Genomic DNA, 26,262 nt, shown 5'->3' with positions numbered 1-26,262 from the left:
TTCCAGACAGAACAGGAAAAATCGATATATATGCTTTTGATCACATTCATATAGTCGGATTTAGATAGATGATGCATGGTTCATTGATAGGCGTGAGGGGGAATTTGATGTTTGGTTTCAATGATATGGTGAAGTTTTTATGGTCTTTCCTCATTGTTCTGCCGCTTGTACAGATCATTCATGTTTCAGGGCACAGCTTCATGGCCCTTATTTTTGGCGGAAAAGGATCATTGGATATTGGGATGGGAAAAACGCTGTTCAAGATTGGGCCGATCCGGGTCAGAGCGATCTATTTCATAGATTCCTTTTGCAGGTTTGGTGATTTGAAAACTGACAATCGTTTATCGCGTGCACTCGTGTATGGGGGAGGCAGCTTGTTTAACCTTATCACAATTTTTGCGATCAATTTTCTGATTACACACAGTGTATTAACACCGAATATGTTTTTTTATCAGTTTGTCTACTTTTCTACGTATTATGTGTTTTTCGCCTTGCTGCCGGTTCGGTATTCAGAGAAAAAGTCATCAGACGGGCTTGCGATTTACAAGGTGCTTCGCTACGGAGAGCGCTATGAGATCGATCATTAACCTTCAAATGTTTACTGTCTCTTGAATCGGGAACATAACAAGTACACACATAAATGAAGGGAGAGAATAAACATGAGTAACGATAGTGTAAAAGATAAAATGAAAGGCGGCTTCAATAAAGCCAAAGGAGAAGCAAAGGATAAAGTCGGGGACATGACCAATAAAGCGGACATGCAGGCTGAAGGCAAAAAAGATAAGGCGAAAGGCGAGATCCAAAAGGATGTCGGCAAAGCAAAGGATACATTCACAAATAAAGATTAATCATACGGAAAAGGCAGGAAACGATATGTTTCTTGTCTTTTTTTGTGAAACTTTGTTGATGTGAATAAATGTAACAAAAATAGAAATCGATTTAGTTAAACCATCTAAATTTTTTCAATATTCTATTATTTTATAATCCTTTTCTATATAATAATGACATAAGTTGTTAACTTTTGTAACATCAATCGATCTATATTAGTCGAGCACAGGCTGGAAAACGCATTATTATGTGCTGGCTACCTTTATGTAATCGGCAGGGGAACGGTTGTTGACTATGGGAAAGCTGATGAAGAAACAGCTCACCGCATTGAAAGGCATCTTACTGTATGATTTTCACACCTGAAGAAAGGGAGGTGATGTCCCGCCTGCATGTTCTGCAAATTCACAGTAAGCGAATCTGCTTTATATGAAAAAAGAGGAGGACGACAGATGAAACTGACACCGGTTGAACAAGAGAAATTGCTCATTTTTGCAGCGGGAGAATTAGCCAAACAGCGAAAAACAAGGGGCGTTCTGCTGAACTATCCTGAGGCTGCTGCTTATATCACCTGTTTTATTATGGAAGGCGCACGTGATGGGAAGCGTGTATCGGAGTTAATGGAAGCCGGCCGACATGTGTTAACGGAAAAAGACGTGATGGAGGGTGTGCCTGAGATGCTGGACAGCATTCAAGTAGAGGCCACATTTCCTGATGGAGTGAAGCTTGTCACGATACATCAGCCCATTTCTGCGGAGGTGAAGTCATGAAACCGGGAGCACTCCAAATCGCTGAGGGAACCATTACGATTAATGAAGGACGCGAGACACGGGAGGTAACAGTAAAAAACACTGGATCACGCTCAATTCAAGTCGGCTCGCATTTTCATTTTGCTGAAGCCAACGGGGCATTATCATTTGACCGGGAGCGGGCGATCGGCATGCGTCTTGATGTTCCATCAGGCACGTCGGTCCGTTTTGAGCCGGACGAGCAGAAAACGGTTGCGCTCGTGGAAATCGGAGGACGTAAGACAATCAGAGGCCTGAACGGAATGGCCGACACGTTTATCGATGAACGCGGCAAAGGAAAAACGTCAGCCAATTTACATCAAGCGGGCTGGATGGAGGAGGTGATCCGATGAACATGTCACGGGAGCAATATGCGGAGCTGTTTGGCCCGACGACGGGCGATAAAATCAGATTGGGCGATACAGATTTATGGATCGAAGTCGAAAAGGATTTTACTGTATATGGTGAAGAAATGATCTTCGGCGGCGGAAAAACGATCCGCGACGGCATGGGCCAAAACGGCAGAATCACAGCAAAAGACGGCGCTTTGGATTTGGTCATCACCAATGTCGTACTATTAGATTACACAGGTATTGTCAAAGCGGATATCGGTGTGAAAGACGGCCGGATTGTCGGCGTCGGAAAAAGCGGAAATCCTGATATCATGGACGGAGTCGCTCCGAATATGGTCATCGGCGCGGGCACAGAGGTGATTTCCGGTGAAGGCAAAATCGTAACAGCCGGAGGAGTGGATACGCACATTCACTTTATTTGCCCTCAGCAGATGGAGGTTGCGCTTTCTTCAGGTGTGACGACACTTTTGGGTGGCGGAACAGGACCTGCTACAGGAAGCAAAGCGACAACATGTACATCCGGCGCGTGGTATATGGCAAGGATGCTGGAAGCGGCCGAGGAGTTTCCGATCAATGTCGGCTTCTTAGGAAAAGGGAATGCATCTGATAAAGCGCCGCTGATTGAGCAGGTGGAAGCAGGCGCCATCGGCCTTAAGCTTCATGAAGACTGGGGTACGACGCCGCGCGCCATTAAAACGTGCATGGAAGTGGTGGATGAAGCTGATATTCAAGTTGCCATCCATACCGATACGCTTAACGAGGCGGGCTTTTTGGAAAACACGCTTGACGCGATCGGGGATCGGGTCATTCATACCTATCATATTGAAGGAGCAGGCGGCGGCCACGCCCCGGATATTATGAAGCTCGCCTCTTATGCGAACATTCTGCCGTCATCCACAACGCCAACCATTCCTTATACCGTCAATACGATGGAGGAGCATCTTGACATGATGATGGTCTGCCACCATTTAGATGCGAAGGTGCCCGAAGATGTGGCGTTCAGCCATTCCAGAATCAGGGCTGCGACCATTGCGGCAGAGGATATTCTCCATGATATCGGAGCGATCAGCATGACATCATCGGATTCCCAAGCGATGGGACGGGTCGGTGAAGTGATCATCCGCACCTGGCAGGTAGCAGACAAAATGAAAAAGCAGCGCGGCGCTCTTGCTGGAGAACACGGAAACGACAATATGCGCGCAAAACGCTATGTTGCCAAATACACAATTAATCCGGCGATTACGCACGGGCTCAGCCATGAAGTCGGTTCGGTGGAAAAAGGGAAGCTCGCTGATCTCGTTCTGTGGGACCCGGTATTTTTCGGTGTGAAACCGGAATTGGTTTTGAAGGGCGGAATGATTGCACGTGCGCAAATGGGGGATCCGAACGCGTCCATCCCGACGCCGGAACCGGTGTTTATGCGCCAGATGTATGCGTCTTACGGAAAAGCCAATCGCTCAACCTCCATTACATTTATGTCTCAGGCTAGCATTGAGCGGGGTGTAGCGGAAGAATTAGGCTTGGAAAAAAGAATCTCTCCGGTCAAACATATCAGAAAGCTGAGCAAGCTGGATATGAAATTGAACGCAGCTTTGCCGAAGATTGAGGTTGATCCGAAAACCTATCAGGTCTTCGCTGACGGAGAGGAATTGTCTTGCCAGCCTGTCGATTACGTTCCGCTTGGACAAAGATATTTCTTATTTTGACAAGACGCGGCCGGAGTGCGTCCGGCCTCATCGGCTTCACAGTGCAGTGAAGCGAATTGAAAAAACCCGGAGCCAGCTCCGGGTTTTTCCTGATTAATAACTGTTGTACGTACTATAATCGTTGAAGATGCCGTCAGCAATCCCAAGCATTAAAAAGATGAAGAAGGCGATAATCGCAAGAACAGATATAGAAATGCTTACGATTAAATAGATTCCTTGCATCTTCACAAACTTCGCGTAATTCTCCAGCATTAAATCCTCAGCCTGTCCGCTTTTGTGTTCAGCCATTTGTCCTGCTTCTTTGGCTGATCGCATCAAAAAGATTCCAGCGATAATTTGCAGTACGCCCGGTATGGCACCGATTAGAAAAAAGAACGCGCCCGAAAGCGCGGTAATTGCGCCCATCACAATAAATAAGATTCCCGTTGCTTTTCCCCATTTTGAAATGCTGATGAGGGTTTTGTTCACTGTTTCAGGATTCATGTATACTTGCTCCTTTATAAAAAAATACTCACCTTTCTTTTATACACTATTTGTGAGAAGTTTTGTATAAAGAAAATCATATTTTAGGGATTGACCCTGACGCTGCGTAATTGTTTACGATAAAAGAAGAGGAGGTGTTATGAATGAAATACCAAGTTAAGCATGTAGCGGAAATGGCGGGAGTCAGCATTCGGACGCTTCATCACTATGATAATATTCAACTGCTGAATCCTTCAGCTCTTACTGACGCAGGGTATCGATTGTACAGTGATGCAGATCTGGAAAGACTGCAGCAGATTTTATTTTTTAAGGAAATTGGGTTTAGGCTGGATGAAGTGAAAGAGATGCTGGATCAGCCGAATTTTAACCGGAAAGCGGCACTTCAGTCGCAAAAGGATATGTTGATGAAGAAAAAACAAAGAATGGAAGAGATGATACAGACGCTTGATAGGACGCTTCAGTCCATTGAGGGAGGAGAACTTATGAATAAGCGGGATTTATTTGCCGGATTAAGCATGAAAGATATTGAAGAGTACCAGAAGGCATACGCGGATGAAGTCAGAAATCTGTATGGTAGGGAAATCGCAGAAGAAACAGAGAAAAGGACATCTGCATATTCATCAGACGATTGGCGTGCGATCATGGCTGAATTTGATTCGATTTACAGACGAATTGCGGCGCGAATGGAATACGGACCCGATGATACAGAGGTTCAGGCCGCTGTGGGGGCATTTCGCGATCATATTTGCCAATATCATTACGATTGCACGCTCGATATTTTCAGGGGGCTTGGGGAAGTGTATATCACTGATGAGCGATTTACTGACTCAATCAATCAATATGGAGCAGGTCTGGCCGCTTTTTTGCGGGAGGCGATCATTATTTACTGTGACCATCAGAAAAACCCCCGGGCCTAAAGGCCGGGGGTTTTGGCGCATCTTATAAAATCGGTGACAATAAGCGCGAGACGGATTCTTTCATTCGAATCCACAGGGAGCGCTGCTGATATTCCTCATAGGTGTATTTCCTGGATACGAGCAAATCTTCTTTAAATGTAGAAGCTAATTCTTTCGCAATGGTGATATCGTAAATAAATGCATTCACCTCAAAATTCAGCCTGAAGCTTCGAACATCGATGTTCGCTGTACCAACTGATGCAATTTCATCATCCACAACAATGGTTTTCGCGTGAATAAAGCCGTTATCGTAAATATAGACAGTGGCTCCGGCTTTCAGCAGATCGCCGATGTACGAAAGTGTCGCCCAGTATACAAAGGCATGATCAGGCTTGTTCGGGATCATAATGTTGACATCAACGCCCGACAAACACGCGATTCTTAAAGCATCGAGCAGGCTTGCGTCCGGGATAAAATAAGGCGTTTGAATCAAAATGGAACGCTTGGCATTTGAAATCATTTTGATGTAGCCATTTTTAATTTGTTCCCATTCGGAATCGGGTCCGCTCGTGACAATCTGCATCCCGACATTGCCTTTTGGGCCGTAATCAGGAAAGTGATTCGGGATATATGTCAGTGTATGGTGATGGGAAGCTTGGTTCCAGTCAAGAATAAAACGTGTCTGGATGGCATGCACTGCCTTTCCTTGCAGCCGGATATGCGTATCCCGCCAATAGCCGAATTTCGGGTTAAGCCCTAGATACTCATCTCCAACGTTAAATCCTCCGACATAACCGGTGATTCCGTCTATGATCACAAGCTTGCGATGGTTCCGGTAATTCAGCCGCAAATTAATCGGCCTGAGCTTTGAAGGAAAAAAGACCTCCACATGCCCGCCAGCCTCGCGGAGCTCCTTAAAAAACTTTTTTCTCAGCGTTCTTGATCCGAGTTCATCATAAAGCACCCTGACCTGAACGCCTTCTTTTGCTTTTTTGATGAGAGCGTCCCGTAATTTTTTGCCTAATTCATCACCTTTATAAATATAATATTGTAAGTGGATATGATCCTTAGCCTTCAAAATGTCATGTAGCAGCCGTTGAAACTTGTCCCGCCCGTCTGTGATCACGTCAACCGAATTATCCTCTGTAAACACAGCGTGATTATTCATGATAAGCATATAAATTAAATCCTTGTTATCAAAGGTTGCCCGGTTATTGAACTGAAATTGCTTGGTTTCTAATTCCTTAAGCTGATGCTTCAATAGCTTTTCAATACCGATTTTTTTTCGGTCTTCCCATTGAAATAACTGCTTTCGCCTAAGATTATGGCCGAATAATAAGTATAAAATAAAGCCTATAACGGGAATAAAGAAAAGAACCAGTAGCCATGCCCAAGATGCGCTGGCATCGCGCCGTTCTTTGAAAATGACAATGATAGCCAAAAGAATATTTAAAATAAAAAAAAGTGACAAAAGGATGGAAGAAATACTCACTTTGTAACCCCGCTCATTCATATTTATCAAGAAGATTGCCATTAGTATTCCATGATTAACAGCGATCTGATTCTCATTACAAATTATAACACTCACATTTTAAAAGAATAAAGAGCGGCGATCCAGATTCTTTGTGAAAAATACGGGCAGATTTCTTTAAAACCAGCTTGCACCTGCGTTAAAATAAACACATATGATAACGTTCGTGAAGCCTTGCAGCATCAAATAAAGGGGGAGGATTACATGAACTTTTACAGAGTTGAACAAATGCCGGGGTTCATTAAATCAGAAATGCAAAAAATTCAAAAGGCCGTACAGCCTTTTATGAAAAAAACCGTCGTTTATCGTTTTCTTGCCATTCCGATTGCTGCATTCTCTCTCTTTCAATTAGCTGTTTTTCTTTTTCACGCTTCAGCAGACTGGAAGTCCCTGATCAACGCGGGTTTATTCGCTCTTTTGGCGGCGCTGGGACTGGCATTTTTCAAAGAAGCGGGCTATCAGCATAAACAAATTCAAAAAACGATATACATCTATATGCTGAACAGGATTAAAAAGAGCGAAATTCTTTCAGAAGATAGAAAAAACTCCTACACGCAACAGATTAAGGAAGAACCGTTTGCGATGCGGAGTTTTGTTGAATTTTTGACTGAGGAAGACAGACGCAAAAATTTGTATGAATAAGAACTGCACCCGGAATGTTGGGATTTGCCTGACAATCGGGTGTTTTTTATTTGCGGCAATAGAGAGGAGACAGTCGAAACAAAAAGCATGGATTTGAAATGGTTCCGAACACATGCACAGTTTGCTTAGCGAAATGTTACTTGTTATCTGGCGGTAACAGCGTTGCTTTATTGATTTCCTCAACTAGAGATGTCTGATCAATCCATTTGGTAGACACATCGTGATTGATCTTTGAAACGTGCTGGTTTTCTGATAAATAATCTCTTATCCGGCTGAAATAGAGCGGTTCGTTTTTGACATCCAGGTCTCGATATATTTGTTCAAACAACTCTAAATCTTTAGGTTCATCAAGGGTTAAACGCCAAGACGGATAATGAAGTTCTTTTGGAAGGCTGACTTGATTGAGGGAAAATAAGGAAGGGTTGTTTAAAAAATAAAAAGACAAATATTCTGTATGGGTTAACGGTTTTGGCTGCTGCACAAGCCGCTGAAGAGCTTCAACTGTAATGATATTGCCAGATATTCCTGCTGAACTTGAATAATCCTGGGTATAATCGGCTCCTTTTTGTAAGTGACGATCAATTAAATATTGAAGCACTTCAGGTGAAACGGCTGGACAATCACCTGTTACACGGATGATGATATCAGCATTTGCTAACGCTGCGGCTTCAAGCATTCTTTCTGCTACATTATCCGGATCGCCTCTCACGATTTTGACCTTTCCGTTTAGAGTGTAAGCTTCAAGCGGATCATCTTCAGGAAGATTTGAGGTTGCCAATATCACTTCATGAACTTCAGGAACAGCCAGGCAATTGATTAAACAGCGTTCCACAGATGGGATTCCGTAAATCGGAAGCAATGCTTTTTTCGGCAAGCGAGTCGATTTTAGCCGGCATATTACTGCGATCGCAATTCTTGGACTTTTGATCTCGTTACATGTAATTGGCTGGTTTACCGATAAATCAGCAGTTGCTACTTGAGGCAATGCAGCCTCAGCTTGTAAAGGCATCAATGCATTCTCATTTCCGCATCTTTTGTAACTCGTTTTGTCCAATGTGATGATTTCTCCCTTTTTGACTGTCCGATTGGCTGTCACACGTATAGATGAATCATACAAATACTTTCTTTCGGATTCATTTACTTCAGTTGAACCAGCTGCAATTTGAGCCTGCCGGAGTTTTTTCGTCATCAGTTTGAATTCATTGGGCTCTAATGAAGAATAATAATCGAACCCTTTAGCTGTCCGATCTAAAGTAATATGTTTTTCAATTACAGATGCGCCCGAGAAAAATGCATAGACAGGAAGGTCGGCCGCCAGCGAATGATCGGCGTCGATGTGATCTGCGAATCCAATTTGAACCTTGTATCTTTCTTTTAAGTGCTGGATCCGTTGTAGGTTAATATCCTCCAGTTTTGTCGGATATCCTTGAAATCCGTGCATGAGAATAAGCTGATTCGCCATATGCTGTTTTACAAGCGACATCATCTGATCGATCTCTTCCTCATACCATCCCCCAATTCCGATAAGCGCAGGTTTCTCTGTCATACCAATCGTTTTCATTATTTCCGTGGATTGAAGGATAGTCGTTGGAAGCTTTATCCCATCAATATGATGCTGGAAGCGAAAAAAGAGCTCTGCCCCCCATGAATCAAAAAGATCCACCCATATTTCTAATCCAAGTTTTTTGCCGTAGGCGACACAATTTTTCCACACGTCTTCACTTAAAAACAGCTTCATATACGATTCGTAGGCAGAAAAACAAGGCGTTGCAATACAGTCATACTTGAACCACTGAAATTTCACACCATCTGCTCCGCTTTCTGCGGCAGCTTTGATGAGTGCTTTAAGATTCTCCTCTTTTCCCTGATGAGCGTTTGCGATTTCGGCGATGATTTTTACTTTTCCCGGCAAGCTGCTCGTTTCCACATGTCCCACTCCTTAACGTTATTGAGACAATCCTGCGGTCATGCAATGTTAGCAGGAGTCACTCCTGATTGAATTATATGCTTGACAAAGCATGCGGTTCTTACACCAGCCTTAGATATAGAAAAAGTGACAAACAAAAAAGGCATGGTTCCGTTTTTCTTGGAACACATGCCCGGTATCAGTGGTGCTATTCGAACACCGGATCATCCTCATAATAATAAGAACCCGGGTCCTCGTACGAATCAGTGTTTTCAAAAGCAGCAATACCGATGACCACAAGCACGAAAATGGCTAAAACGATCCCGATCAGAGCAGTGACGATACTGGATGCTGCGTAGAACAGCTGCATTTTTATAAACGTTCTGTAATTCTCAAGCATGCTTTCGCCAGCGCTGCCCGCAAGATTTCCTTCGGCCTCCGCAGCAGCTTTTGCAGAACGCATCAGAAAGACGCCTGAAATAATGAGCAATACGCCCGGGATGGCACCGATCACTGTCATCAAAGCAGACAGTGTGACAAGCGATCCCATAATGATCAATAAAACCCCTGAAACTTTGCCCCATTTAGCAATGTCTGCTAGCGACTTGACAGCAGAAGGGCTCAATGGGCGGTTTTCGTTTTTTGCAGGTTCAATCTCCTGTTCAGCAGGAATAATTTCTTCCTTATGATTTTCAATTTCGTTTTCATCTTTATCCAGACTAATCATGACACTCTCTCCCTAAAATTTTCAAATCGTATCTGTTGCCATCCATTTCGGCGATGCCGGGGAATAGTCCCCATTCTGCAAACCCGTGCTTTTCAAACAGCTTCAGGCTTGGTTTATTATGTCCGAAAATGAAGGCCATCAGTGAGCGAATTCCAAGACTCGGCGCGATGCGGAGCGCTTCTTGAAGCAAATATGATCCAACGCCTTTGCCGCGGCATGCTTCGTCAATGTATATGCTGATCTCCGCTGTTTTATTATAGGCGGGTCTGCCGTAAAATGTTTCAAAGCTGATCCAGGCAGCGACGTTTCCGCTAGCGTCCTCGGCTACATAGAGCGGACGTGCCTCGGTATGACCCAAAAACCATTCCCTCCGATCTTCAGGAGTTACCGGTTCAGTATCGGCTGTTACTGTTCGAGAAGCAATCGTTGAATTATAAATCGCGACAACAGCCTCCAGATCCTTATTTTCAGCAAGACGCAATGTCATATCCATATGTTTGTGGCACTCCTCTCAAAAAAATGACATATTTTTATATCAGTCTGCGCAAACTACATCTAAAAAAGTTTTTTGAATTAGTGTATATATTTTCAGAAAAGTGTTCAGAATGTTGCTGAGGTGATGAACAATGAGAGAGGAAGAAAAGAAAACTTCTCAAATCAAAAAACTTCAGCAGTTTTTTCGTAAACGCTGGGTATTCCCTGCAATCTACTTAGTCAGTGCGGCCGTCATTTTAACAGCTGTCCTTTGGTATCAATCTGTTTCAAATGAGGATGTAAAGGACCAGTTAGCTGATAACGGCGGAAACTCCGCATATGACAACAACGACGATGCAGTTGAAGTAGGAAAGTCAATGGAAAATGTCGCAATGCCGGTTGTTGATTCTGAAAACGTTTCTGTTGTGAAAAAGTTCTATGAAACCGATGCCGCAAAAGAAGAAAAAGAAGCAGCACTCGTTACCTATAATAACACGTACAGCTTAAGCAAAGGAATTGACTTAGCTGAGAAAGACGGAAAAGATTTCGATGTTTCTGCTTCTCTAAGCGGTACGGTTGTTAAAGCTGAAAAAGATCCAGTGCTTGGATATGTTGTAGAAGTAGAACATGCCGATGGATTATCGACTGTGTATCAAGCTCTTTCTGAAATAAGTATTGAGCAAGGCGATAAAGTAAAACAGAACCAAGTGATCGGAAAGTCTGGCAAAAATCTATACAGCGAAGACAGCGGAAACCATGTGCATTTTGAAATCCGTAAAGACGGAGTCGCAATGAACCCGCTGAATTTTATGGACAAGCCGGTTTCTTCTATCGAAAAAGCAGCAGCTGCTGAAGAAAAAGCGGCAACTGAAGAAACAGAAGGATCTATTCAGCAATCTTCCGAGAAAAAGGAAGGACCAACTGAAAAAGAAACAGAAGAAAAATCCGGTGAGAAAAAGGATGATTCAACTGACAAATCTGGTTCTAAAGAAAGCAGCACGACAGAAGACTCTGAACAGTCTTAATGAAGAAAACGTCTATCCATGTGATGGACGTTTTTTTCTGTTACTTTTTGCATCATGTCATCGTCTATGTAGTTATACATAGGCACGTTCGCTATAAAGGGGGTTATGTCATGAACCGTCTATTGCTCGCGGGATGGATCCTTTTTATTCTGATCTCTGTCTGTACGGAAAGCTTCAGCGGCATGGTCATGTCGCAAACGGTGGCTTTTCATTTTCAGCCGCACCCTGATCTGTCTCATGTTTTAGACATGGATTTTACTGAAATTACTATACCTGAAGTGGCTATTCAAAAAAGCGGGCACGCATTTTCCTTTTTTGTGCTGACGTATTTGCTGTGGAAACAGAGAGGCAGCATAAAATTGGCGATAGCGGTCTCATTCATGTTTGCTTTTTTCACAGAAGTGCTGCAGCTCTTCTTCAGCAGGGGCGGATGCATTCGAGATGTGCTCATTGATGCTGTTGGGATTGTCTTGTTTTACGGAATATTTGTGTTGGTGAAGCGGAAAAACCATGAAATGAATGAAAAAATGTGAAAGCCGGCTGTCTTGGATTCAGACACCGGCTTTTGTCTTTCTTAAAAATTCTGATCGGTTGTGTTTTTCGTCAGTTTATTGATGATGGATTCATAAACTTTCACAATGAAATCGACGAATGGGCGAAGCAGATTTGAAAATCTAAAGAAAAGGAACCCGATAATGATAGCGACAACAAGACTGCCCAATACATCTATCGGGTAGTGATGTCCTACCCAAATTCTTGAAAAACCTGTCAAAAGCCCGAAAATGACAAGCGGCCAGCCGATTTTGCGGTTTCTGAAAAGCATCGCAATCGAAATCGCTAACGCACCTGTTGTATGGTCACTCGGAAATGACGCATCTGCAGCATGCGGAATCAGCGTATTCACTGTATGCTCAACGAACGGACGCGGCTCAATATAAACATGTGTAATCAAATAGTTGATGATAAGACCCGCGATTCCTGTAAGCCCCGCATAAAGCACATTTTTTCTGCTTTGCGTGTTTCCGAACAGCCAGATTGCCAATAAGATAAGGGCATAGGCGATAATCGCGTATTCCGTGATGAAGACCATAATGGAATCGAGAATCGCATTGTGATGAGATAATCCATTGATTGCTTTAAAGATTTCGTAATTCAAATATATCACCTTTTACATTTTAATAATAAGTAGACTAATCTTACACCGAAAAAGTTTCAATTAAAATAGAGTTTGCCAAAAAGTGTGATGCTTGAAAAGAATTCGGAGGGGTGTCAGAGTTTCTGGGGGCTTTTTCTATAAGCAAAAAAGAGATTCGACATGTCGAATCTCTTCCGAATAATTACAGTGCTTCAGGTCCTTCTTCGCCTGTACGGATGTTGATTGTATTGCTGATTTCATAGACAAATATTTTACCGTCACCCGGTGATCCCGTTTTCAGAACCCTTTTAGCCGTCTCTGTCACTTGGTCAACAGGAACCTTGCTGACCACAATCTCGACTTTTAAACGCTCATATACATTGCTTTCGATTTTAACCCCTCGATAGAGCTCCGTGTGTGCTTTTTGCAGGCCGCAGCCGTGAACATTTGAGAAGGTCAGAGAGGTAACTCCGATTTTTCCGAGTTCCTCCTTCAGCTTTTCGAAATTTGCCGGACGCGTTACAATTTCCACCTTGAACATTTGACCGCTCATACCATCACTCCTCACATAGAATCTTGATATGCTTTTTCCCCGTGCATCGTTAAGTCAAGCCCAAGTGCTTCTTCTTCTTCGGTTGCGCGAAGGGGAAGGAAGAGGCCTACTATTTTAATAATAACGAGAGTGACAATAAATACAAAAATATAAGTGGCGCCGATGGCTACGACTTGTTTCCATACTAAGCTTGCGTCTCCGTAAAATAAACCGTTCGCGCCATCAGCATTAACAGAGGTTGTCGCGAATAACCCCGTTGCGATTCCGCCCCATGTGCCGCCGATGCCGTGCAGGCCAAAGGCGTCTAGCGCATCGTCGTATCCGAATTTCTTTTTAAGTGAAAATACACCCCAGAAACAAACCGCGCCGCCAATGAGGCCGATAATAATAGACGCAAAAGGTGTGACAAATCCGGCAGCCGGTGTAATCGCCACAAGCCCGGCAATTGCGCCGGATACTGCTCCGAGCATCGTCGGTTTTTTATTCATGATCCATTCTACTAAAATCCAGCCGGCAATCCCGGCTGCAGCAGCAGTGTTTGTGTTGATGAAGGCGTACATGGCGACGCTATCCAAGGTTAGGGCGCTGCCGACGTTAAAACCGAACCAGCCGAACCAAATCAAAGCGCCTCCTAAGAAGGTGTAAATGAGATTGTGCGGTGAAGACGCTGTGCCGTCTTTTCGTTTACCGAGCACAATAGCGAGAACAAGGCCTGCCACCCCGGAGGAAATATGAACAACGTTGCCGCCGGCGAAATCGAGCGCGCCAAGCTGGCCGATCCAGCCGCCGCCCCATACCCAATGCGCAACGGGTGTGTAAACTAAAGAAGCCCATAAAACTGAAAATAAAAGAAAAGCGCCAAATCGCATCCGTTCTGCAAAAGCCCCGGAGATAATCGCTGTAGTCAGAACAGCGAACGTCATTTGGAACATCATAAATAATGAGTGGGGAATGGTGTCACTGTAAGCTCCGGGTTCAAACCCGACTCCTTTTAGACCGGCCCACTCCAGTCCGCCGATGATTGAATTGCCTGGTGCGAAGGCAAGTGTATATCCGAACAGCACCCAAACGATGGAAACGATGGCAATGGAAGAAAAACTGTGCATGGCAGTGCTCAGCACATTTTTGCTTTTTACCATTCCTCCATAAAATAACGCTAATCCCGGGGTCATCAGCCACACGAGTAAAGCGCAAAAGAACATAAAAACTGTATCGCCCATTTGCATGTCTCATTCCTCCGTATCTTTCAGAATTATTATATTTCTTCATTATAGAGAAAAAAGAATGATAAAACATGTTCATGTTAGATTTCCTAACATGGTTTTTTAGGGAATGTTATCGAGGGATATAAAGAATGAGAAATGCCCCTTTATGAGATATGAGACTTTATATCTATAAAAGGAATGAGGGCGGTGATTTTTCTGCCGATTATTGTGAGCCTCCTCTTGGTTCATGCTTGTTTTCATATTGGCGTTCAGAATTTTAGCATGATATTAATGTCGAGTATTAAGGGGCGTTGGTGCAGGTAATGAGTGATGCCGCACTTTATGAAAAAGTGCTGGCGGGACTATTTAAATGTATGAATGCATAAAAAATCATGAAAAAACGCTCCTTCTGAGAGTTTCACAAGCATTATAAAAGAACTTAGGCGAAGTGAAGAGTAAAATAAACAATGAGAGAAACACTAACAGCATCAGGAGGAGACTATAATGGATACACTTAATATTGATTTTCAAAAAACAGCCTTGGTTATTATTGATTTGCAAAAAGGGATTGTGCCGATAGATCAAAGCGGGCAGGTTGTCCCACATGCGAAAAAACTTATCGATGAATTTCGGAAACATAACGGGTTTATTAGCTTTGTGAATGTTGCCTTTCATGACGGGGCGGATGCGCTGAAGCCGCAAACGGATGAGCCTGCACAGGGCGGTTCGGGGGAAATGCCGGCGGACTGGGCCGAATTTGTTCCGGAAATCGGTGTGCAGGATGGAGATTACACTGTGACTAAGCGGCAGTGGGGTGCTTTCTTCGGTACAGATTTAGATTTGCAGCTGAGACGCCGCGGCATTGATACGATCGTATTGTGCGGCATCGCGACAAACATCGGGGTGGAAAGCACTGCGCGCGAGGCATTCCAGCTTGGCTATCAGCAGATTTTTATTACAGATGCCATGTCTACGTTTAGCGAGGAAGAACATGAAGCTACACTGCGCTTTATTTTTCCTAAAATTGGTAAATTGCGGACAACGGAAGAATTTCTGGCGCAAGTGAAATAATGATATCAAAAAAAAGCCGTGCTGTTTTTTTAACAGCGGTGGCTTCGGGTACGATGCTGAATCCGCTGAACTCGTCTATGATATCTCTTGCGCTCCATAGCATCCAGCATGAGTTTCATCTGTCCTTTACAACGGTTTCCTGGCTGATTTCCTCGTTTTACTTGGCAAGTGCCGTGGCTCAGCCTGTAACGGGAAAGCTCGGTGATTTGATCGGTCGGAAACGGTTGTTTTTAGCCGGGCTTATCCTTGTGGCGGTTTCTGCTGTCGGGGCGCCGTTTGCGCCAACGTTTATGACATTATTGGTCATGCGGCTGTTTCAATCGGTAGGGAGCAGTGCGATTTATCCGTCGGGAGTCGGGCTGATTCGTAGTCATATTCATGAACGGCAGGCATCAGCCTTGGCTGTGCTCTCTATTTTTGCGTCTGCCATGACGGCGCTTGGACCGACAGTCGGCGGTTTTTTGATTGTTTGGGGCGGATGGCCGGCGATCTTTATTGTCAACTTGCCGTTTATTATCCTCAGCTTCTTTTTAGGCATGTATATGTTCCCAAAGGACCAGAAAAAAGGAGCTGGCATCAAAACGATTATTCGGCAGCTCGATATCCTTGGAATTATTTTGTTTGCCGGGGGAATCATTTTGCTTCTCTCTTTTCTGCTGTCCTTCAGCACGTCGCCGCATGTGGCAGAAGGTGTGCTTGGCGTGCTGCTGCTCGGAGCATTTGTTTGGCGTGAACTGAAGACAGAAAAGCCATTCATTGATGTTCGTCTGTTTAAAACGCAGCGAAGCCTATCGGCCGTATATATCCAGTTTATTTTGCTGAATGTTTTCTTCTATTGTTTATTTTTCGGATTGCCGAGTTATTTTCAGGATGAAATGCATCTTTCTGTTCAAACGAGCGGACTGTTTATGCTGTTTATGTCTGGCATGAGCATCGTAGTATCGCCTATCACAGGCAAATGGATTGACCGATCAGGCGTAGTCAAACCGATCTTTACGGGGGCGCTTCTGATGATGGCTGGAGCTGTGCTCTTAACTGTCTTTTTTATCAATGCTCAGGTGATCGGAAAAGGCCTTATCCTGTCAATTTTGGGTATAGGCTACGGACTTGGAAATGTCGCACTTCAGGCAGCTATGCTGAAAACGAGCCCTTCCGACATGGTAGGAACGACTTCGGGACTGTTTCAAACCTGCCGTTACCTAGGGTCGATTTTGTCTTCGGTGATCTTGGGTCTTTTGTTTGGGAAAGAAATCACAGCGGCTCATTTTGATATGATGGGAATCCTCATGATCATAGCGGGCGGAATAAGTTTGTTTATGGCAGTGAGATTTGCCGCATTAATGAAAACTGCATCATGAAAAAAAGAGACAGGCACTGCGTCTGTCTTTTTTTCTTGTTTAGATTGCTCAAATTGAAACAGGGAAATTGTATATCGTAGCCAATGTTATTGTCTGACTTTTCAGTTATATTAAGTGACATCAAATGTCAGAAAACTAAACATATGACAATACTGAAAGGGGAGCCGGCTATGAAAATAAAAGAGAGCCAGCATCAATCCAACAGACTGAGCAATGAAGATTTGCTGCCTTTGGGACAGGAAAAAAGGACGTGGAAGGCAATGAACTTTGCATCTATTTGGATGGGGTGTATACATAATATACCGACCTACGCGACGGTGGGCGGGTTAATTGCGATCGGTCTTTCGCCTTGGCAGGTGCTGGCGATCATTATTACGGCATCGCTTATCTTGTTTGGTGCTCTGGCTTTAAACGGCCATGCCGGGACAAAATACGGGCTGCCGTTTCCAGTGATCATCCGGGCTTCTTACGGAATATACGGCGCGAATATCCCTGCGCTTCTAAGGGCGTTTACAGCCATCATGTGGCTCGGCATTCAAACCTTTGCGGGAAGCACGGCGCTGAATATTTTGCTTTTAAATATATGGCCTGGCTGGGGACAAGTTGGCGGCGGGTGGAATATTCTCGGCATTCACCTATCCGGTTTGCTTTCTTTTGTTTTCTTTTGGGGCATTCATTTACTCGTATTACACCATGGAATGGAATCGATTAAACGCTTTGAGGTGTGGGCAGGGCCTTTGGTATATCTGGTATTTGGCGGCATGGTATGGTGGGCCGTTGATATTGCCGGGGGATTGGGGCCGATATACGCTCAGCCAGGAAAGTTCCATACGTTTTCCGAAGCATTCTGGCCGTTTGCTGCCGGGGTTACCGGCATCATTGGCATTTGGGCAACATTGATCTTAAATATCCCTGACTTTACACGGTTTGCTAAAACACAAAAGGAGCAAATAAAAGGGCAATTTTACGGTTTGCCGGGAACCTTCGCGCTGTTTGCGTTTGCCAGCATTACTGTGACTTCCGGTTCGCAGGTTGCTTTCGGAGAGCCGATTTGGGATGTTGTCGATATTTTGGCGAGATTTGATAACCCTTATGTTATCGCCTTGTCCGTGATTACGCTCTGCATCGCCACGATCTCTGTCAACGTTGCGGCGAATATCGTATCGCCCGCTTATGATATAGCGAATGCCCTGCCGAAATATGTTAATTTCAAACGCGGCAGCTTTATCACGGCGTTGCTTGCTTTATTTACGGTTCCGTGGAAGCTGATGGAAAGCGCGACAAGTGTATATGCGTTTCTCGGCTTAATTGGCGGCATGCTTGGTCCGGTGGCGGGTGTCATGATGGCTGATTACTTTATCATTCGCAAACGTGAGCTCTCGGTCGATGACTTATATGCCGAAACAGGGCGGTATGTGTATTGGAAGGGCTACAATTACCGTGCGTTCGCGGCCACGATTTTAGGTGCGCTGATCTCGCTGATTGGCATGTATGTTCCCGCATTGAAGAGCTTATACGATATTTCTTGGTTTGTCGGTGTGCTGATTTCATTTCTTTCCTATATTGGTCTGATGCGTATTCACCCGCCGGCATCATCGGCAATTGAAACGGTTGAAACTGTGCGGGTTCGCCAGGCTGAATAAGACGCGTGTGGTACATTTTCATATTTTTGAAATGGTTTTCCATAAATAGAACATTTATAATGATTTTAGACATCTAATTCTAAAATGAAATGGGAATCGAACATGAGAAAATGGTATTTTATACTTTTGGCAGGTGTTTTAACGTCCGTCATCCTCGCTTTCGTTTATGATAAGACAAAAGCGAGTGAGGAAGTCTCTGGGGAATACTTATATGTTTCGCCGAATGGCAGTGATCAAAATGAAGGAACGAAAGAAAAGCCGTTTCGTACACTGGCACATGCTTCAGAGGAGGCTGTAGCCGGCACAACCGTTATGATTCGGGAAGGCGCGTATCGTGAAATCCTTGAGGTAAAACACAGCGGTGCGGACGGAAAACCTATCACATTCCGAAACTATGAAAATGAAAAAGTCGTGATTAGCGGGAAATCCGTTGCAAATGCAGAATATGAAACACCGCTCATTTCTATTCGCGATAAACATGACATTGTTATCAGCGGTTTAACGATTCAAGATCTGTCTGTTTCATCTGAGGAAGCAACAGCTATGGGGATTTATGTATCAGGATCAAGCAGTCATGTTGCCATCAAAAACAATCATGTCAGGAATATTAAGACAACGGCAGATGAAGGAAATGCTCACGGAATTGCAGTCTATGGTTCAGGCAGCGTGAAAGACATTCAAATTGAGAACAATACGGTTGAGAATTTGACGCTTGGAGCGAGTGAAGCGGTTGTGCTAAACGGGAATATTGACGGCTTCACGATTGCGGGCAATATCGTCCGCAACAATAACAACATCGGAATCGATCTTATCGGTTATGAGGGAACCGCGGACAAAAACGATTACGCGCGAAACGGAGTTATAGAAAACAATACGGTTTATCAAAACTCGACTTACGGAAACCCTGCATATGGAGATGATTACTCAGCAGGCGGGATATATGTCGATGGCGGACAAAGTATCAAGATTAAGAAAAACACAGTTTATGATAACGATATTGGGATTGAGGCAACATCTGAACACAAAGGGAAATATGCAAATGAGATTCAAATTACAGACAACAAAGTATACAACAATGCCTACACCGGTATCTCGATCGGAGGGTATGACAAAAAGCGGGGCGGTACCAGCAATTCTCTGATTGCCCACAACATTATGTATCGGAATGACACAAAGGGTTTGTACGGCGGACAGCTGCTGCTTCAGTACGACACGAAAAACAATACAATCGAAAAGAATATTTTGACGGCCGGTGATTCAAGATTATTTATCGGAAACGATTTTACAGAAAATGAAGGCAATATAGTCAATCATAACGTCTACCATAAAGAAGCGGGTCAAGAGGGCTTATGGATGTGGAAAAAGAAAGAATACGATTCGTTTTCGTCATATCAAAAAGCGACAAATAATGATCAGCAATCCATTTATGCCGATCCGCTGTATCGTGATGAAGCATCCTATGACTTTACGTTAAAACCTGATTCGCCTGCGCGGCCGATCATTGAATCATAGTCATAAATGGCGTTCTTTAAGGGAACGCCGTTTTTAAATTGAAAAAAAGACTGCCGGCACATTCCGGCAGTCTTTCATTTATTCTGCAATAGAGACTTTTCCCTCAGCCTCAGAAGGTTTTTTCTGGCTCCATGCGTACAGAAGCAGAGCAATCAGAACGAACAGCCCTGCTGATAAATAAATGGCAGAGAAGCCGGCAGATGCTACAAACAATCCGAATACATACGATCCTACAGCAATTCCGCTATCAAAGAAGGTAAAGAACGTTGCCGTCGCAAAACCTGAGCGGTGAGCCGGAGATTTCTGGATCGCCAGCGTTTGCATGCAAGGAACGATTGAACCGTATCCGAGACCGATAACTGCTCCTGAAAGCAGAAGCATCAAGCCGCTGTGTGTGAAGGACAGCATGCAAAGTCCCACTGAGAAAATAAAGATAGAAGGATAAATGACTACGCCAGGTCCGATCTTATCGAATAATTTCCCTGTGAACGGTCGAGCAATCATCATTGTCACCGCAAAGCAAACAAAGAAATAACCGCTGATATCCGAAAGGTCAACTGATTTGGCGAATACAGACAAATACGCTGTAACAGTTGAATAACAGAAAGAAATAAATAAACCGACCGTCGCAATCTTAAGTGCACCTTTTTCAAACATATCCGAGAATGAAAAACGGAATACAGTCGTGCCGCTGTCTTGGTTTTGAGGCACTTTTATCAAGAATGAAACAAGCAAGCCTGCAACCATAAACAATGCAAAGGCTGTAAAAAGTACAGAGAAGCTGACAACCTTCATCAAATTCAGTCCAAGGAAAGGCCCGATTGCCATGGCGAGGTTCATAGACATTGCAAAGTAGCCAAGCCCTTCACCGCGGCGTTTGACCGGAATGATATCCGCTGCGATTGCACCCGTAACAGTCGTTAAAATGCTGAACCAAATCCCTTGGAAGAACCTTAAGCCAAGCAGCAGGTAAAAATTATGAATCGGCATGTACAGAAAAGATGAAAGGGCGAATAACGCCATTGAGACAATCGCCATTCTTTTCTTACCGAAACGCTCAACAATGGCTCCGGAGAAAGGCCGTGTAATGATCGCTGACAGAAGGAACAGGCTGATTAAAAGCCCGCCTTGGGATTCTGTTCCGCCAAGCTCTTGAAGCGTATAAATCGGCAGTACAGTTAAAAATGTATAAAAGAACACAAACACAAATAAATTGACAAGCAGGACCATAATAAAATCCTTGGTCCATATCGCATCTGCTTTTTTCAAATGTAAGTCACTTCCTTATTTTCATTGATGTAAAAACATGCGGAATAAATGAGAAAAAGCTTCCTTATCTTCATCGCGGAAATCTGCAAGCAGCTCTTCCTCGAATTTCAGCATTTTCACATTGATATCTTCGTATTTTTTCTCAGCTTCTTTTGTGAGGACAACAAGTTTTTCCCGTTTGTCTTCACCTTGCCATCTCTCTACCCAACCATTTTCCTCCAGGCGTTTGATCGTCCGCGTCACAGTCGGCGCTTCCACATTTAAATAAGACCAAATCTCTTTTTGAGTCATTGGTCCGAGCGTGCGCAAACAATATAAAACTGACCATTGAGAGGAGTAAAGGCCGAATGGCTCAAGCTGTTCATTGGCTTTTTTTGCAATCAGGCGGGCGCTTTGGTTGATTTGATGAATGAGGTGTCTGTTGACGTAGGTCATTTTGAGCTCCTTCTAAAAAACTTACCTAAGTAACTAATTGCTTTCTTTATTGTACAGGAGCGTTGGTTAGATGTAAAGATATAAATTTAGTGACCCGAAATAAATTAATGAGCTGAAAAAGTTCGTTTCACCCCTTGTCCTTATTGAGTTTTTAGCATATTCCCAAAAGAATGCTAATACACTGTTACAAACCTAACAAAGAGAGTGTTTGAGGTGAGGGATCGTGGGCATATTTCACAAACCTACTTTTAAAACCATACAACGAAGAAGCGGCATAATGAACGACTCTTTACAGAATACGGATCTCATTTCACACTTCTCACATCCATTTTAGGGAGGTCGAGTGGTGTGCACGATTACATCAAAGAGCGAACAATCAAGATAGGGAAGTACATCGTGGAGACAAAGAAAACCGTTCGTGTCATTGCGAAGGAATTTGGTGTTTCCAAAAGTACAGTACACAAGGATTTAACAGAGCGTCTGCCCGAAATTAACCCTGATCTGGCAAACGAAGTGAAAGAAATACTTGATTATCATAAATCCATCAGGCATTTAAGAGGAGGAGAAGCGACAAAGCTCAAATATAAAAAAGATGAAATTCTCGAAGGAGAGCCTGTCCAGCAATCATAATCAGCTAGAATTGGCTTCTTGAAATCATTCATAAAACATCCGCAAAAAATTGTAAAGAACTTAATGTGCTTCCAACTTTTTTTCTGTATTTTATGATAATATATATAATTAGGGAGTAATGTGGATATTTACTGTGAAACAGATTTTCAAGGAGGATATAAATAGATGTTTGCAAGGGATATTGGTATTGACCTCGGTACTGCAAATGTACTGATCCATGTTAAAGGTAAAGGAATTGTTCTGAATGAACCTTCCGTAGTTGCACTTGATAAAAACAGCGGCAAAGTGCTTGCGGTTGGCGAAGAGGCTAGACGAATGGTTGGACGTACACCTGGGAATATCGTTGCGATTCGCCCGCTGAAAGACGGAGTTATTGCTGATTTTGAAGTTACAGAAGCAATGCTGAAGCATTTTATTAACAAGCTGAACGTAAAAGGCCTGTTCTCAAAACCGCGCATGCTCATTTGCTGCCCGACGAATATTACATCAGTTGAGCAAAAAGCGATCAGAGAAGCTGCAGAAAAAAGCGGCGGTAAACATGTGTACCTTGAAGAAGAACCTAAAGTTGCCGCTATCGGCGCGGGTATGGAAATATTCCAGCCAAGCGGTAACATGGTTGTAGACATTGGAGGCGGAACGACGGATATCGCGGTTATTTCAATGGGCGATATTGTCACCTCCTCTTCTATTAAAATGGCTGGGGACAAGTTTGACATGGAAATCTTGAATTACATCAAACGCGAGTACAAGCTGCTGATCGGCGAACGTACTGCGGAAGATATTAAGATTAAAGTTGCAACGGTTTTCCCAGACGCACGTCACGAAGAAATTTCCATTCGCGGACGAGACATGGTTTCTGGTCTTCCAAGAACCATTACAGTTAACAGTAAAGAAGTGGAAGAAGCCCTTCGTGAATCTGTCGCTGTTATTGTGCAGGCTGCGAAACAAGTGCTTGAAAGAACACCGCCTGAACTTTCCGCTGATATTATTGATCGCGGCGTTATTATTACCGGCGGGGGAGCGCTCTTAAACGGCCTTGACCAGCTGCTTGCTGAAGAACTGAAGGTTCCGGTTCTCGTCGCTGAAAATCCTATGGATTGCGTAGCCATCGGCACAGGCGTCATGCTTGATAATATGGACAAGCTTCCTAAACGCAAACTAAGCTGATGTCACAAACCTCATTCTGAAAAAGGATGGGGTTTTTTTATGAAAAAGCCTTCACGAATTAATGAGTTATGACGATAATAAGATAAAATACTGATTTATATTATAGAACGAATGTTCCTGTGTGACAACTGAAAAAAATGCCATTTTAGAGGTGGAAAATTTGTTAAAAGGATTATATACAGCAACATCTGCAATGATTGCCCAGCAGCGAAGAACAGAAATGCTTTCAAATAATATTGCAAACGCCAATACATCCGGCTATAAAGCAGATCAAGGCTCAATGCGCGCGTTCCCTGAAATGCTGCTCAGCAGAATAGAATCAAAATCTCCGGCCGGAACATCGAAGACGGAAATCGGTTCCGTGAATACGGGTGTATATATGCAGGAGCTTAAGCCTCTGCTTACCCAGGGAAGTTTGAAGTCTACAGATCAGCCTACAGACATCACATTGGTCGAAAACCAAGTTCCTGTTAATACAGAAACCAATGAAAACGCGGCGCTTTTTTACCCGGTTCAGACAGCCGACGGCATCCGTTATTCAAAAAGCAGCACGTTCTCATTAAATGAGAATAATCAGCTGACGATTAACGGACGTTCTGTTTTATCGACGGATGGCCAGCCGATTACTGTAGATAATGAGAACTTCACTGTGTCTGAAAACGGTACTGTGACAACGAACGGACGGACAGCAGGCCAGATTGATGTCAGAATGGCAGAGGATGTCCGCAACCTGAAACGGGACGGAAACGATCTGTACAGCACAGCGGACGGCAATGATCTGCCAAGCGCAGCCGGTAATAACCAGGTCTCTTATTCATTAAAACAAGGCGTCTCTGAGCTCTCAAACGTAGATGTGACAAGCGCTTATACAGAAATGACTGAAGCGTACAGATCGTTTGAGGCCAATCAGAAGGTGATTCAGGCTTACGATAAAAGTATGGATAAAGCAGCCAATGAAATCGGAAAAATTTAAGATAACGGAAGAAAAAACGGGGGATATCAACTATGCTCAGGTCAATGTTAACGGCATCAACAACCTTGAACCAGCTGCAGCAGCAGATTGACACAATCAGCAGCAACCTTTCAAACAGCAACACAACCGGCTATAAGGCAAAAGATACGAATTTTTCTGAGCTTGTCAGACAGCAATTCGATCAGGTTGATGAAAAAAATGAGGAAGTGGCAAAAGCCCGGAAAACGCCGCCCGGCTTGCGCCTTGGCGTCGGAGCGATGATGAACACGCGTCTTGTATCTGATCAAGGAAGCATTCAGAAGACGGATCGCGATCTGGATATCGCGTTTACGTCTTCATCTCAATATCTTCAAGTGAATGTAAATGGGAAACGCCAGTACACGAGGGACGGTGCGTTATATGTAACGCCTTCAGCTGCGAATCCCAACCAGCTTCAGCTAGTGACTGGAAATGGGAATCCGGTGCTTGATGAAAACGGAAATACAGTAAACATCAACAGTTCAATGAAAAATATCGCCATCAATAAAAACGGCACATTAACCGCATCTGACGGAAACACTGTTCAGCGGTTTAATCTCGGAGTGATCCAAGTGAATAACCCTCAAGAGCTGAAAGCGGAAGGAAATAACCTTTTCTCTATTGAAAACGCAGCGGCTTTTGAAGAGCTGAATGGCGCAAATAGACAAAACATCGGCGTGCAGCAGGGTTCACTTGAGATGTCCAATGTCGATATTTCAGAACAAATGACAGACTTGATCACGTCCCAGCGTTCATATCAGCTGAACAGCAGAACGATTACAATGGGAGATCAAATGCTCGGTTTAATCAATTCAGTCAGATAATAATAATTTGGGCGTTTTCCATCAGCCGCGCATAATAAAAAAAGCGGCTTTTTCGAAATCGTCCTTTTTTTTGTAGTATTCCGTAATATCTTCTAAAAGCACTTCTAAATCCACCCATGCTTCAATTTTTTCTAATTCAAGTACATATTCAAGCAGCTGATCATAAGGGTCTTCATTTGATGTGTAAAGGGCTTCGAGTGTTTTTAATTTTAAGTAAATGGTTTGAATGTCTACTATTTTAGACAATTCTTTGCCTTTTTGCAGAAAAACTTTCGCTTCTGCGGTATTTCCTGTTTTAAACAGCGCTCTGACAGATTCGTATACACAGTGCAGATACGAGACGGGAGAATTCGTTTCAAATTCTTCGTTCTTTAACACTTTTTTAAAATAAAGAAGCGCTTCCTGATCTTTTTTTTCGGCTGCTTTTAAAAAGCCAAGGTTATAATAAGCGTGGCATAGCAGATTTTCGTCATGTAATTGCTGGGTTTTCTTAATGATTTCATTGAAAAGCTGTTCCGCTTTTTCATAGCGTTCTTGATCAATATAATTAACGGCGAGCAAAAGCTTGCAGGTGATCACTTTCTTGATGTAACCAAATTGGTGTAAATAGATGTGTAATGCTTTTTTGACGTATTGGATGGAAAGCGGCGGTGATTTCATCATGTAATAGGCGCCGGCGGTTTGATAATATAAGTCAGCGGCTTCAAACGTATTTTGAATAGCATCCAGATATTGTTCCGCTTTTTTAAAATGATTTACTGCATGTTTCGGAGCTGTTTTTACCATTTCGTATAATCCTGAGAAAAAATACAGATAATATTTCAATTCATCATCCATTTTGTCTTCCAAACTGTATAGATCATCGAATAATAAATCAAGTCTGTTCTGATTTTCAAAAAGCAGCTGATGGCGGGCTTGAAACAATTGATAACGCATCCAAAGCTTTGGGTTCTTTTTGATCTTCGGAAGGTGCCGGTCAACTTTTTCTTTCAGCGGGCAAACATGATTCATTTTGCGTTTGCTCATTGCGGAATACCACTCGTTTAACATGTTTTGCATCTTTTTTTCAATAAACTTCGAAATCATTTTCCTACCTCTTTGCTATTGGTAAAA

Annotated in this window: 29 protein-coding genes; 18 read left to right on the top strand and 11 right to left on the bottom strand. The window is 43.5% G+C overall.

What is annotated here, in order from left to right; all coding sequences use genetic code 11:
* The first annotated feature begins 107 nt into the window (after window positions 1-107).
* The 5 genes from AAGG74_RS12525 to ureC all read left to right on the top strand — a co-directional run bounded on the left by AAGG74_RS12525 (window position 108) and on the right by ureC (window position 3,672).
* The gene (locus AAGG74_RS12525) at window positions 108-587 is read left to right on the top strand and encodes a hypothetical protein (protein WP_202923608.1); all 480 of its coding nucleotides are present in this window, start codon (window positions 108-110) and stop codon (window positions 585-587) included.
* Window positions 588-659: 72 nt separating this feature from the next.
* Window positions 660-848: a stress response protein CsbD gene (gene csbD / locus AAGG74_RS12520; RefSeq protein ID WP_162103867.1), complete on the top strand. Its 189-nt coding sequence runs from the start codon at window positions 660-662 to the stop codon at window positions 846-848.
* 429 nt (window positions 849-1,277) lie between these two features.
* A complete protein-coding gene (gene ureA / locus AAGG74_RS12515) occupies window positions 1,278-1,595 on the top strand; it encodes an urease subunit gamma (RefSeq protein ID WP_429675696.1) in 318 nt (105 codons plus the stop codon).
* Window positions 1,592-1,966: an urease subunit beta gene (gene ureB, locus AAGG74_RS12510; protein ID WP_429675694.1), complete on the top strand. Its 375-nt coding sequence runs from the start codon at window positions 1,592-1,594 to the stop codon at window positions 1,964-1,966. Before ureA ends, ureB begins: the two co-directional genes overlap by 4 nt.
* Window positions 1,963-3,672: an urease subunit alpha gene (ureC, locus tag AAGG74_RS12505; RefSeq protein WP_429675692.1), complete on the top strand. Its 1,710-nt coding sequence runs from the start codon at window positions 1,963-1,965 to the stop codon at window positions 3,670-3,672. Before ureB ends, ureC begins: the two co-directional genes overlap by 4 nt.
* A gap of 93 nt (window positions 3,673-3,765) precedes the next feature.
* Here the strand turns inward: ureC and AAGG74_RS12500 are convergent, their stop codons facing one another.
* Complete coding sequence (locus AAGG74_RS12500) at window positions 3,766-4,155, bottom strand: DUF5362 family protein (RefSeq protein ID WP_429675690.1); 390 nt, start codon at window positions 4,153-4,155, stop codon at window positions 3,766-3,768.
* Window positions 4,156-4,298: 143 nt separating this feature from the next.
* Here AAGG74_RS12500 and AAGG74_RS12495 point away from each other — a divergent pair, with 143 nt between their 5' ends.
* Complete coding sequence (locus tag AAGG74_RS12495) at window positions 4,299-5,072, top strand: MerR family transcriptional regulator (RefSeq protein ID WP_429675688.1); 774 nt, start codon at window positions 4,299-4,301, stop codon at window positions 5,070-5,072.
* A 22-nt stretch (window positions 5,073-5,094) separates the two neighbouring features.
* On the opposite strand, the gene cls is transcribed toward AAGG74_RS12495, so the two are convergent.
* Window positions 5,095-6,543: a cardiolipin synthase gene (cls, locus tag AAGG74_RS12490; protein WP_429675687.1), complete on the bottom strand. Its 1,449-nt coding sequence runs from the start codon at window positions 6,541-6,543 to the stop codon at window positions 5,095-5,097.
* Between the two features lie 243 nt (window positions 6,544-6,786).
* Between cls and AAGG74_RS12485 the strand changes: the two genes are divergently transcribed.
* On the top strand, window positions 6,787-7,224 hold the full coding sequence (locus AAGG74_RS12485; protein WP_162103874.1) for a DUF5392 family protein: 438 nt from the start codon (window positions 6,787-6,789) through the stop codon (window positions 7,222-7,224).
* Window positions 7,225-7,360: 136 nt separating this feature from the next.
* On the opposite strand, the gene AAGG74_RS12480 is transcribed toward AAGG74_RS12485, so the two are convergent.
* The 3 genes from AAGG74_RS12480 to AAGG74_RS12470 all read right to left on the bottom strand — a co-directional run bounded on the left by AAGG74_RS12480 (window position 7,361) and on the right by AAGG74_RS12470 (window position 10,344).
* Complete coding sequence (locus tag AAGG74_RS12480; RefSeq protein ID WP_429675685.1) at window positions 7,361-9,151, bottom strand: N-acetylneuraminate synthase family protein; 1,791 nt, start codon at window positions 9,149-9,151, stop codon at window positions 7,361-7,363.
* Between the two features lie 187 nt (window positions 9,152-9,338).
* Window positions 9,339-9,857 carry a DUF5362 family protein gene (locus AAGG74_RS12475; protein ID WP_162103876.1) on the bottom strand — a complete coding sequence of 173 codons (519 nt, stop codon included), beginning with the start codon at window positions 9,855-9,857 and terminating at the stop codon, window positions 9,339-9,341.
* Window positions 9,850-10,344 (bottom strand): GNAT family N-acetyltransferase, encoded by a 495-nt coding sequence (locus tag AAGG74_RS12470; protein ID WP_162103993.1) that lies wholly within the window; start codon window positions 10,342-10,344, stop codon window positions 9,850-9,852. The genes AAGG74_RS12475 and AAGG74_RS12470 overlap by 8 nt, the downstream gene beginning before the upstream one ends.
* A gap of 139 nt (window positions 10,345-10,483) precedes the next feature.
* On the opposite strand from AAGG74_RS12470, the gene spoIIQ reads away from it, so the two are divergent.
* Window positions 10,484-11,356: a stage II sporulation protein SpoIIQ gene (gene spoIIQ, locus AAGG74_RS12465; RefSeq protein WP_162103877.1), complete on the top strand. Its 873-nt coding sequence runs from the start codon at window positions 10,484-10,486 to the stop codon at window positions 11,354-11,356.
* Window positions 11,357-11,466: 110 nt separating this feature from the next.
* Entirely contained in the window at window positions 11,467-11,889 is a 423-nt protein-coding gene (locus AAGG74_RS12460; RefSeq protein ID WP_429675682.1) for a VanZ family protein, read from the top strand.
* A gap of 41 nt (window positions 11,890-11,930) precedes the next feature.
* Here AAGG74_RS12460 and AAGG74_RS12455 read toward each other — a convergent pair whose 3' ends face one another.
* The 3 genes from AAGG74_RS12455 to amtB all read right to left on the bottom strand — a co-directional run bounded on the left by AAGG74_RS12455 (window position 11,931) and on the right by amtB (window position 14,270).
* Window positions 11,931-12,512 (bottom strand): undecaprenyl-diphosphatase, encoded by a 582-nt coding sequence (locus AAGG74_RS12455; RefSeq protein WP_162103879.1) that lies wholly within the window; start codon window positions 12,510-12,512, stop codon window positions 11,931-11,933.
* A 181-nt stretch (window positions 12,513-12,693) separates the two neighbouring features.
* A complete protein-coding gene (locus AAGG74_RS12450; RefSeq protein WP_162103880.1) occupies window positions 12,694-13,044 on the bottom strand; it encodes a P-II family nitrogen regulator in 351 nt (116 codons plus the stop codon).
* 11 nt (window positions 13,045-13,055) lie between these two features.
* The gene (gene amtB / locus AAGG74_RS12445; protein ID WP_162103881.1) at window positions 13,056-14,270 is read right to left on the bottom strand and encodes an ammonium transporter AmtB; all 1,215 of its coding nucleotides are present in this window, start codon (window positions 14,268-14,270) and stop codon (window positions 13,056-13,058) included.
* Between the two features lie 480 nt (window positions 14,271-14,750).
* Here amtB and AAGG74_RS12440 point away from each other — a divergent pair, with 480 nt between their 5' ends.
* From AAGG74_RS12440 to AAGG74_RS12425, 4 genes are all read left to right on the top strand, one after another.
* Window positions 14,751-15,320: a hydrolase gene (locus tag AAGG74_RS12440; protein ID WP_162103994.1), complete on the top strand. Its 570-nt coding sequence runs from the start codon at window positions 14,751-14,753 to the stop codon at window positions 15,318-15,320.
* Window positions 15,320-16,678 carry an MFS transporter gene (locus tag AAGG74_RS12435; RefSeq protein WP_429675679.1) on the top strand — a complete coding sequence of 453 codons (1,359 nt, stop codon included), beginning with the start codon at window positions 15,320-15,322 and terminating at the stop codon, window positions 16,676-16,678. The genes AAGG74_RS12440 and AAGG74_RS12435 overlap by 1 nt, the downstream gene beginning before the upstream one ends.
* A 170-nt stretch (window positions 16,679-16,848) precedes the next feature.
* On the top strand, window positions 16,849-18,321 hold the full coding sequence (gene pucI / locus AAGG74_RS12430; RefSeq protein ID WP_429675677.1) for an allantoin permease: 1,473 nt from the start codon (window positions 16,849-16,851) through the stop codon (window positions 18,319-18,321).
* 102 nt (window positions 18,322-18,423) lie between these two features.
* Complete coding sequence (locus tag AAGG74_RS12425) at window positions 18,424-19,833, top strand: right-handed parallel beta-helix repeat-containing protein (RefSeq protein WP_429675675.1); 1,410 nt, start codon at window positions 18,424-18,426, stop codon at window positions 19,831-19,833.
* 78 nt (window positions 19,834-19,911) lie between these two features.
* Here AAGG74_RS12425 and AAGG74_RS12420 read toward each other — a convergent pair whose 3' ends face one another.
* Together AAGG74_RS12420 and AAGG74_RS12415 are read right to left on the bottom strand one after the other, a co-directional pair.
* Window positions 19,912-21,102, bottom strand: coding sequence for an MFS transporter (locus AAGG74_RS12420; protein WP_162103885.1), 1,191 nt, complete (start codon window positions 21,100-21,102; stop codon window positions 19,912-19,914).
* 21 nt (window positions 21,103-21,123) lie between these two features.
* A complete protein-coding gene (locus AAGG74_RS12415; protein ID WP_429675674.1) occupies window positions 21,124-21,537 on the bottom strand; it encodes a MarR family winged helix-turn-helix transcriptional regulator in 414 nt (137 codons plus the stop codon).
* Between the two features lie 223 nt (window positions 21,538-21,760).
* On the opposite strand from AAGG74_RS12415, the gene AAGG74_RS12410 reads away from it, so the two are divergent.
* From AAGG74_RS12410 to flhP, 5 genes are all read left to right on the top strand, one after another.
* Window positions 21,761-21,871, top strand: coding sequence for a protein usd (locus tag AAGG74_RS12410; RefSeq protein ID WP_075748643.1), 111 nt, complete (start codon window positions 21,761-21,763; stop codon window positions 21,869-21,871).
* A gap of 14 nt (window positions 21,872-21,885) precedes the next feature.
* Complete coding sequence (gene spoIIID / locus AAGG74_RS12405) at window positions 21,886-22,167, top strand: sporulation transcriptional regulator SpoIIID (protein WP_003221804.1); 282 nt, start codon at window positions 21,886-21,888, stop codon at window positions 22,165-22,167.
* Between the two features lie 165 nt (window positions 22,168-22,332).
* A complete protein-coding gene (gene mbl / locus AAGG74_RS12400; protein WP_315949802.1) occupies window positions 22,333-23,334 on the top strand; it encodes a cell shape-determining protein Mbl in 1,002 nt (333 codons plus the stop codon).
* Window positions 23,335-23,494: 160 nt separating this feature from the next.
* On the top strand, window positions 23,495-24,307 hold the full coding sequence (flhO, locus tag AAGG74_RS12395) for a flagellar hook-basal body complex protein FlhO (RefSeq protein ID WP_429675672.1): 813 nt from the start codon (window positions 23,495-23,497) through the stop codon (window positions 24,305-24,307).
* Window positions 24,308-24,339: 32 nt separating this feature from the next.
* Entirely contained in the window at window positions 24,340-25,149 is an 810-nt protein-coding gene (gene flhP, locus AAGG74_RS12390; RefSeq protein ID WP_162103889.1) for a flagellar hook-basal body complex protein FlhP, read from the top strand.
* 21 nt (window positions 25,150-25,170) lie between these two features.
* Here flhP and rapD read toward each other — a convergent pair whose 3' ends face one another.
* Window positions 25,171-26,235: an aspartate phosphatase RapD gene (rapD, locus tag AAGG74_RS12385; protein WP_162103890.1), complete on the bottom strand. Its 1,065-nt coding sequence runs from the start codon at window positions 26,233-26,235 to the stop codon at window positions 25,171-25,173.
* Window positions 26,236-26,262 lie beyond the last annotated feature (27 nt).

The organism is Bacillus mexicanus, assembly GCF_050445615.1.
GTDB classification, from domain to species: Bacteria; Bacillota; Bacilli; order Bacillales; family Bacillaceae; genus Bacillus; species Bacillus mexicanus.
This window is presented reverse-complemented; position numbering and strand designations above follow the sequence as displayed.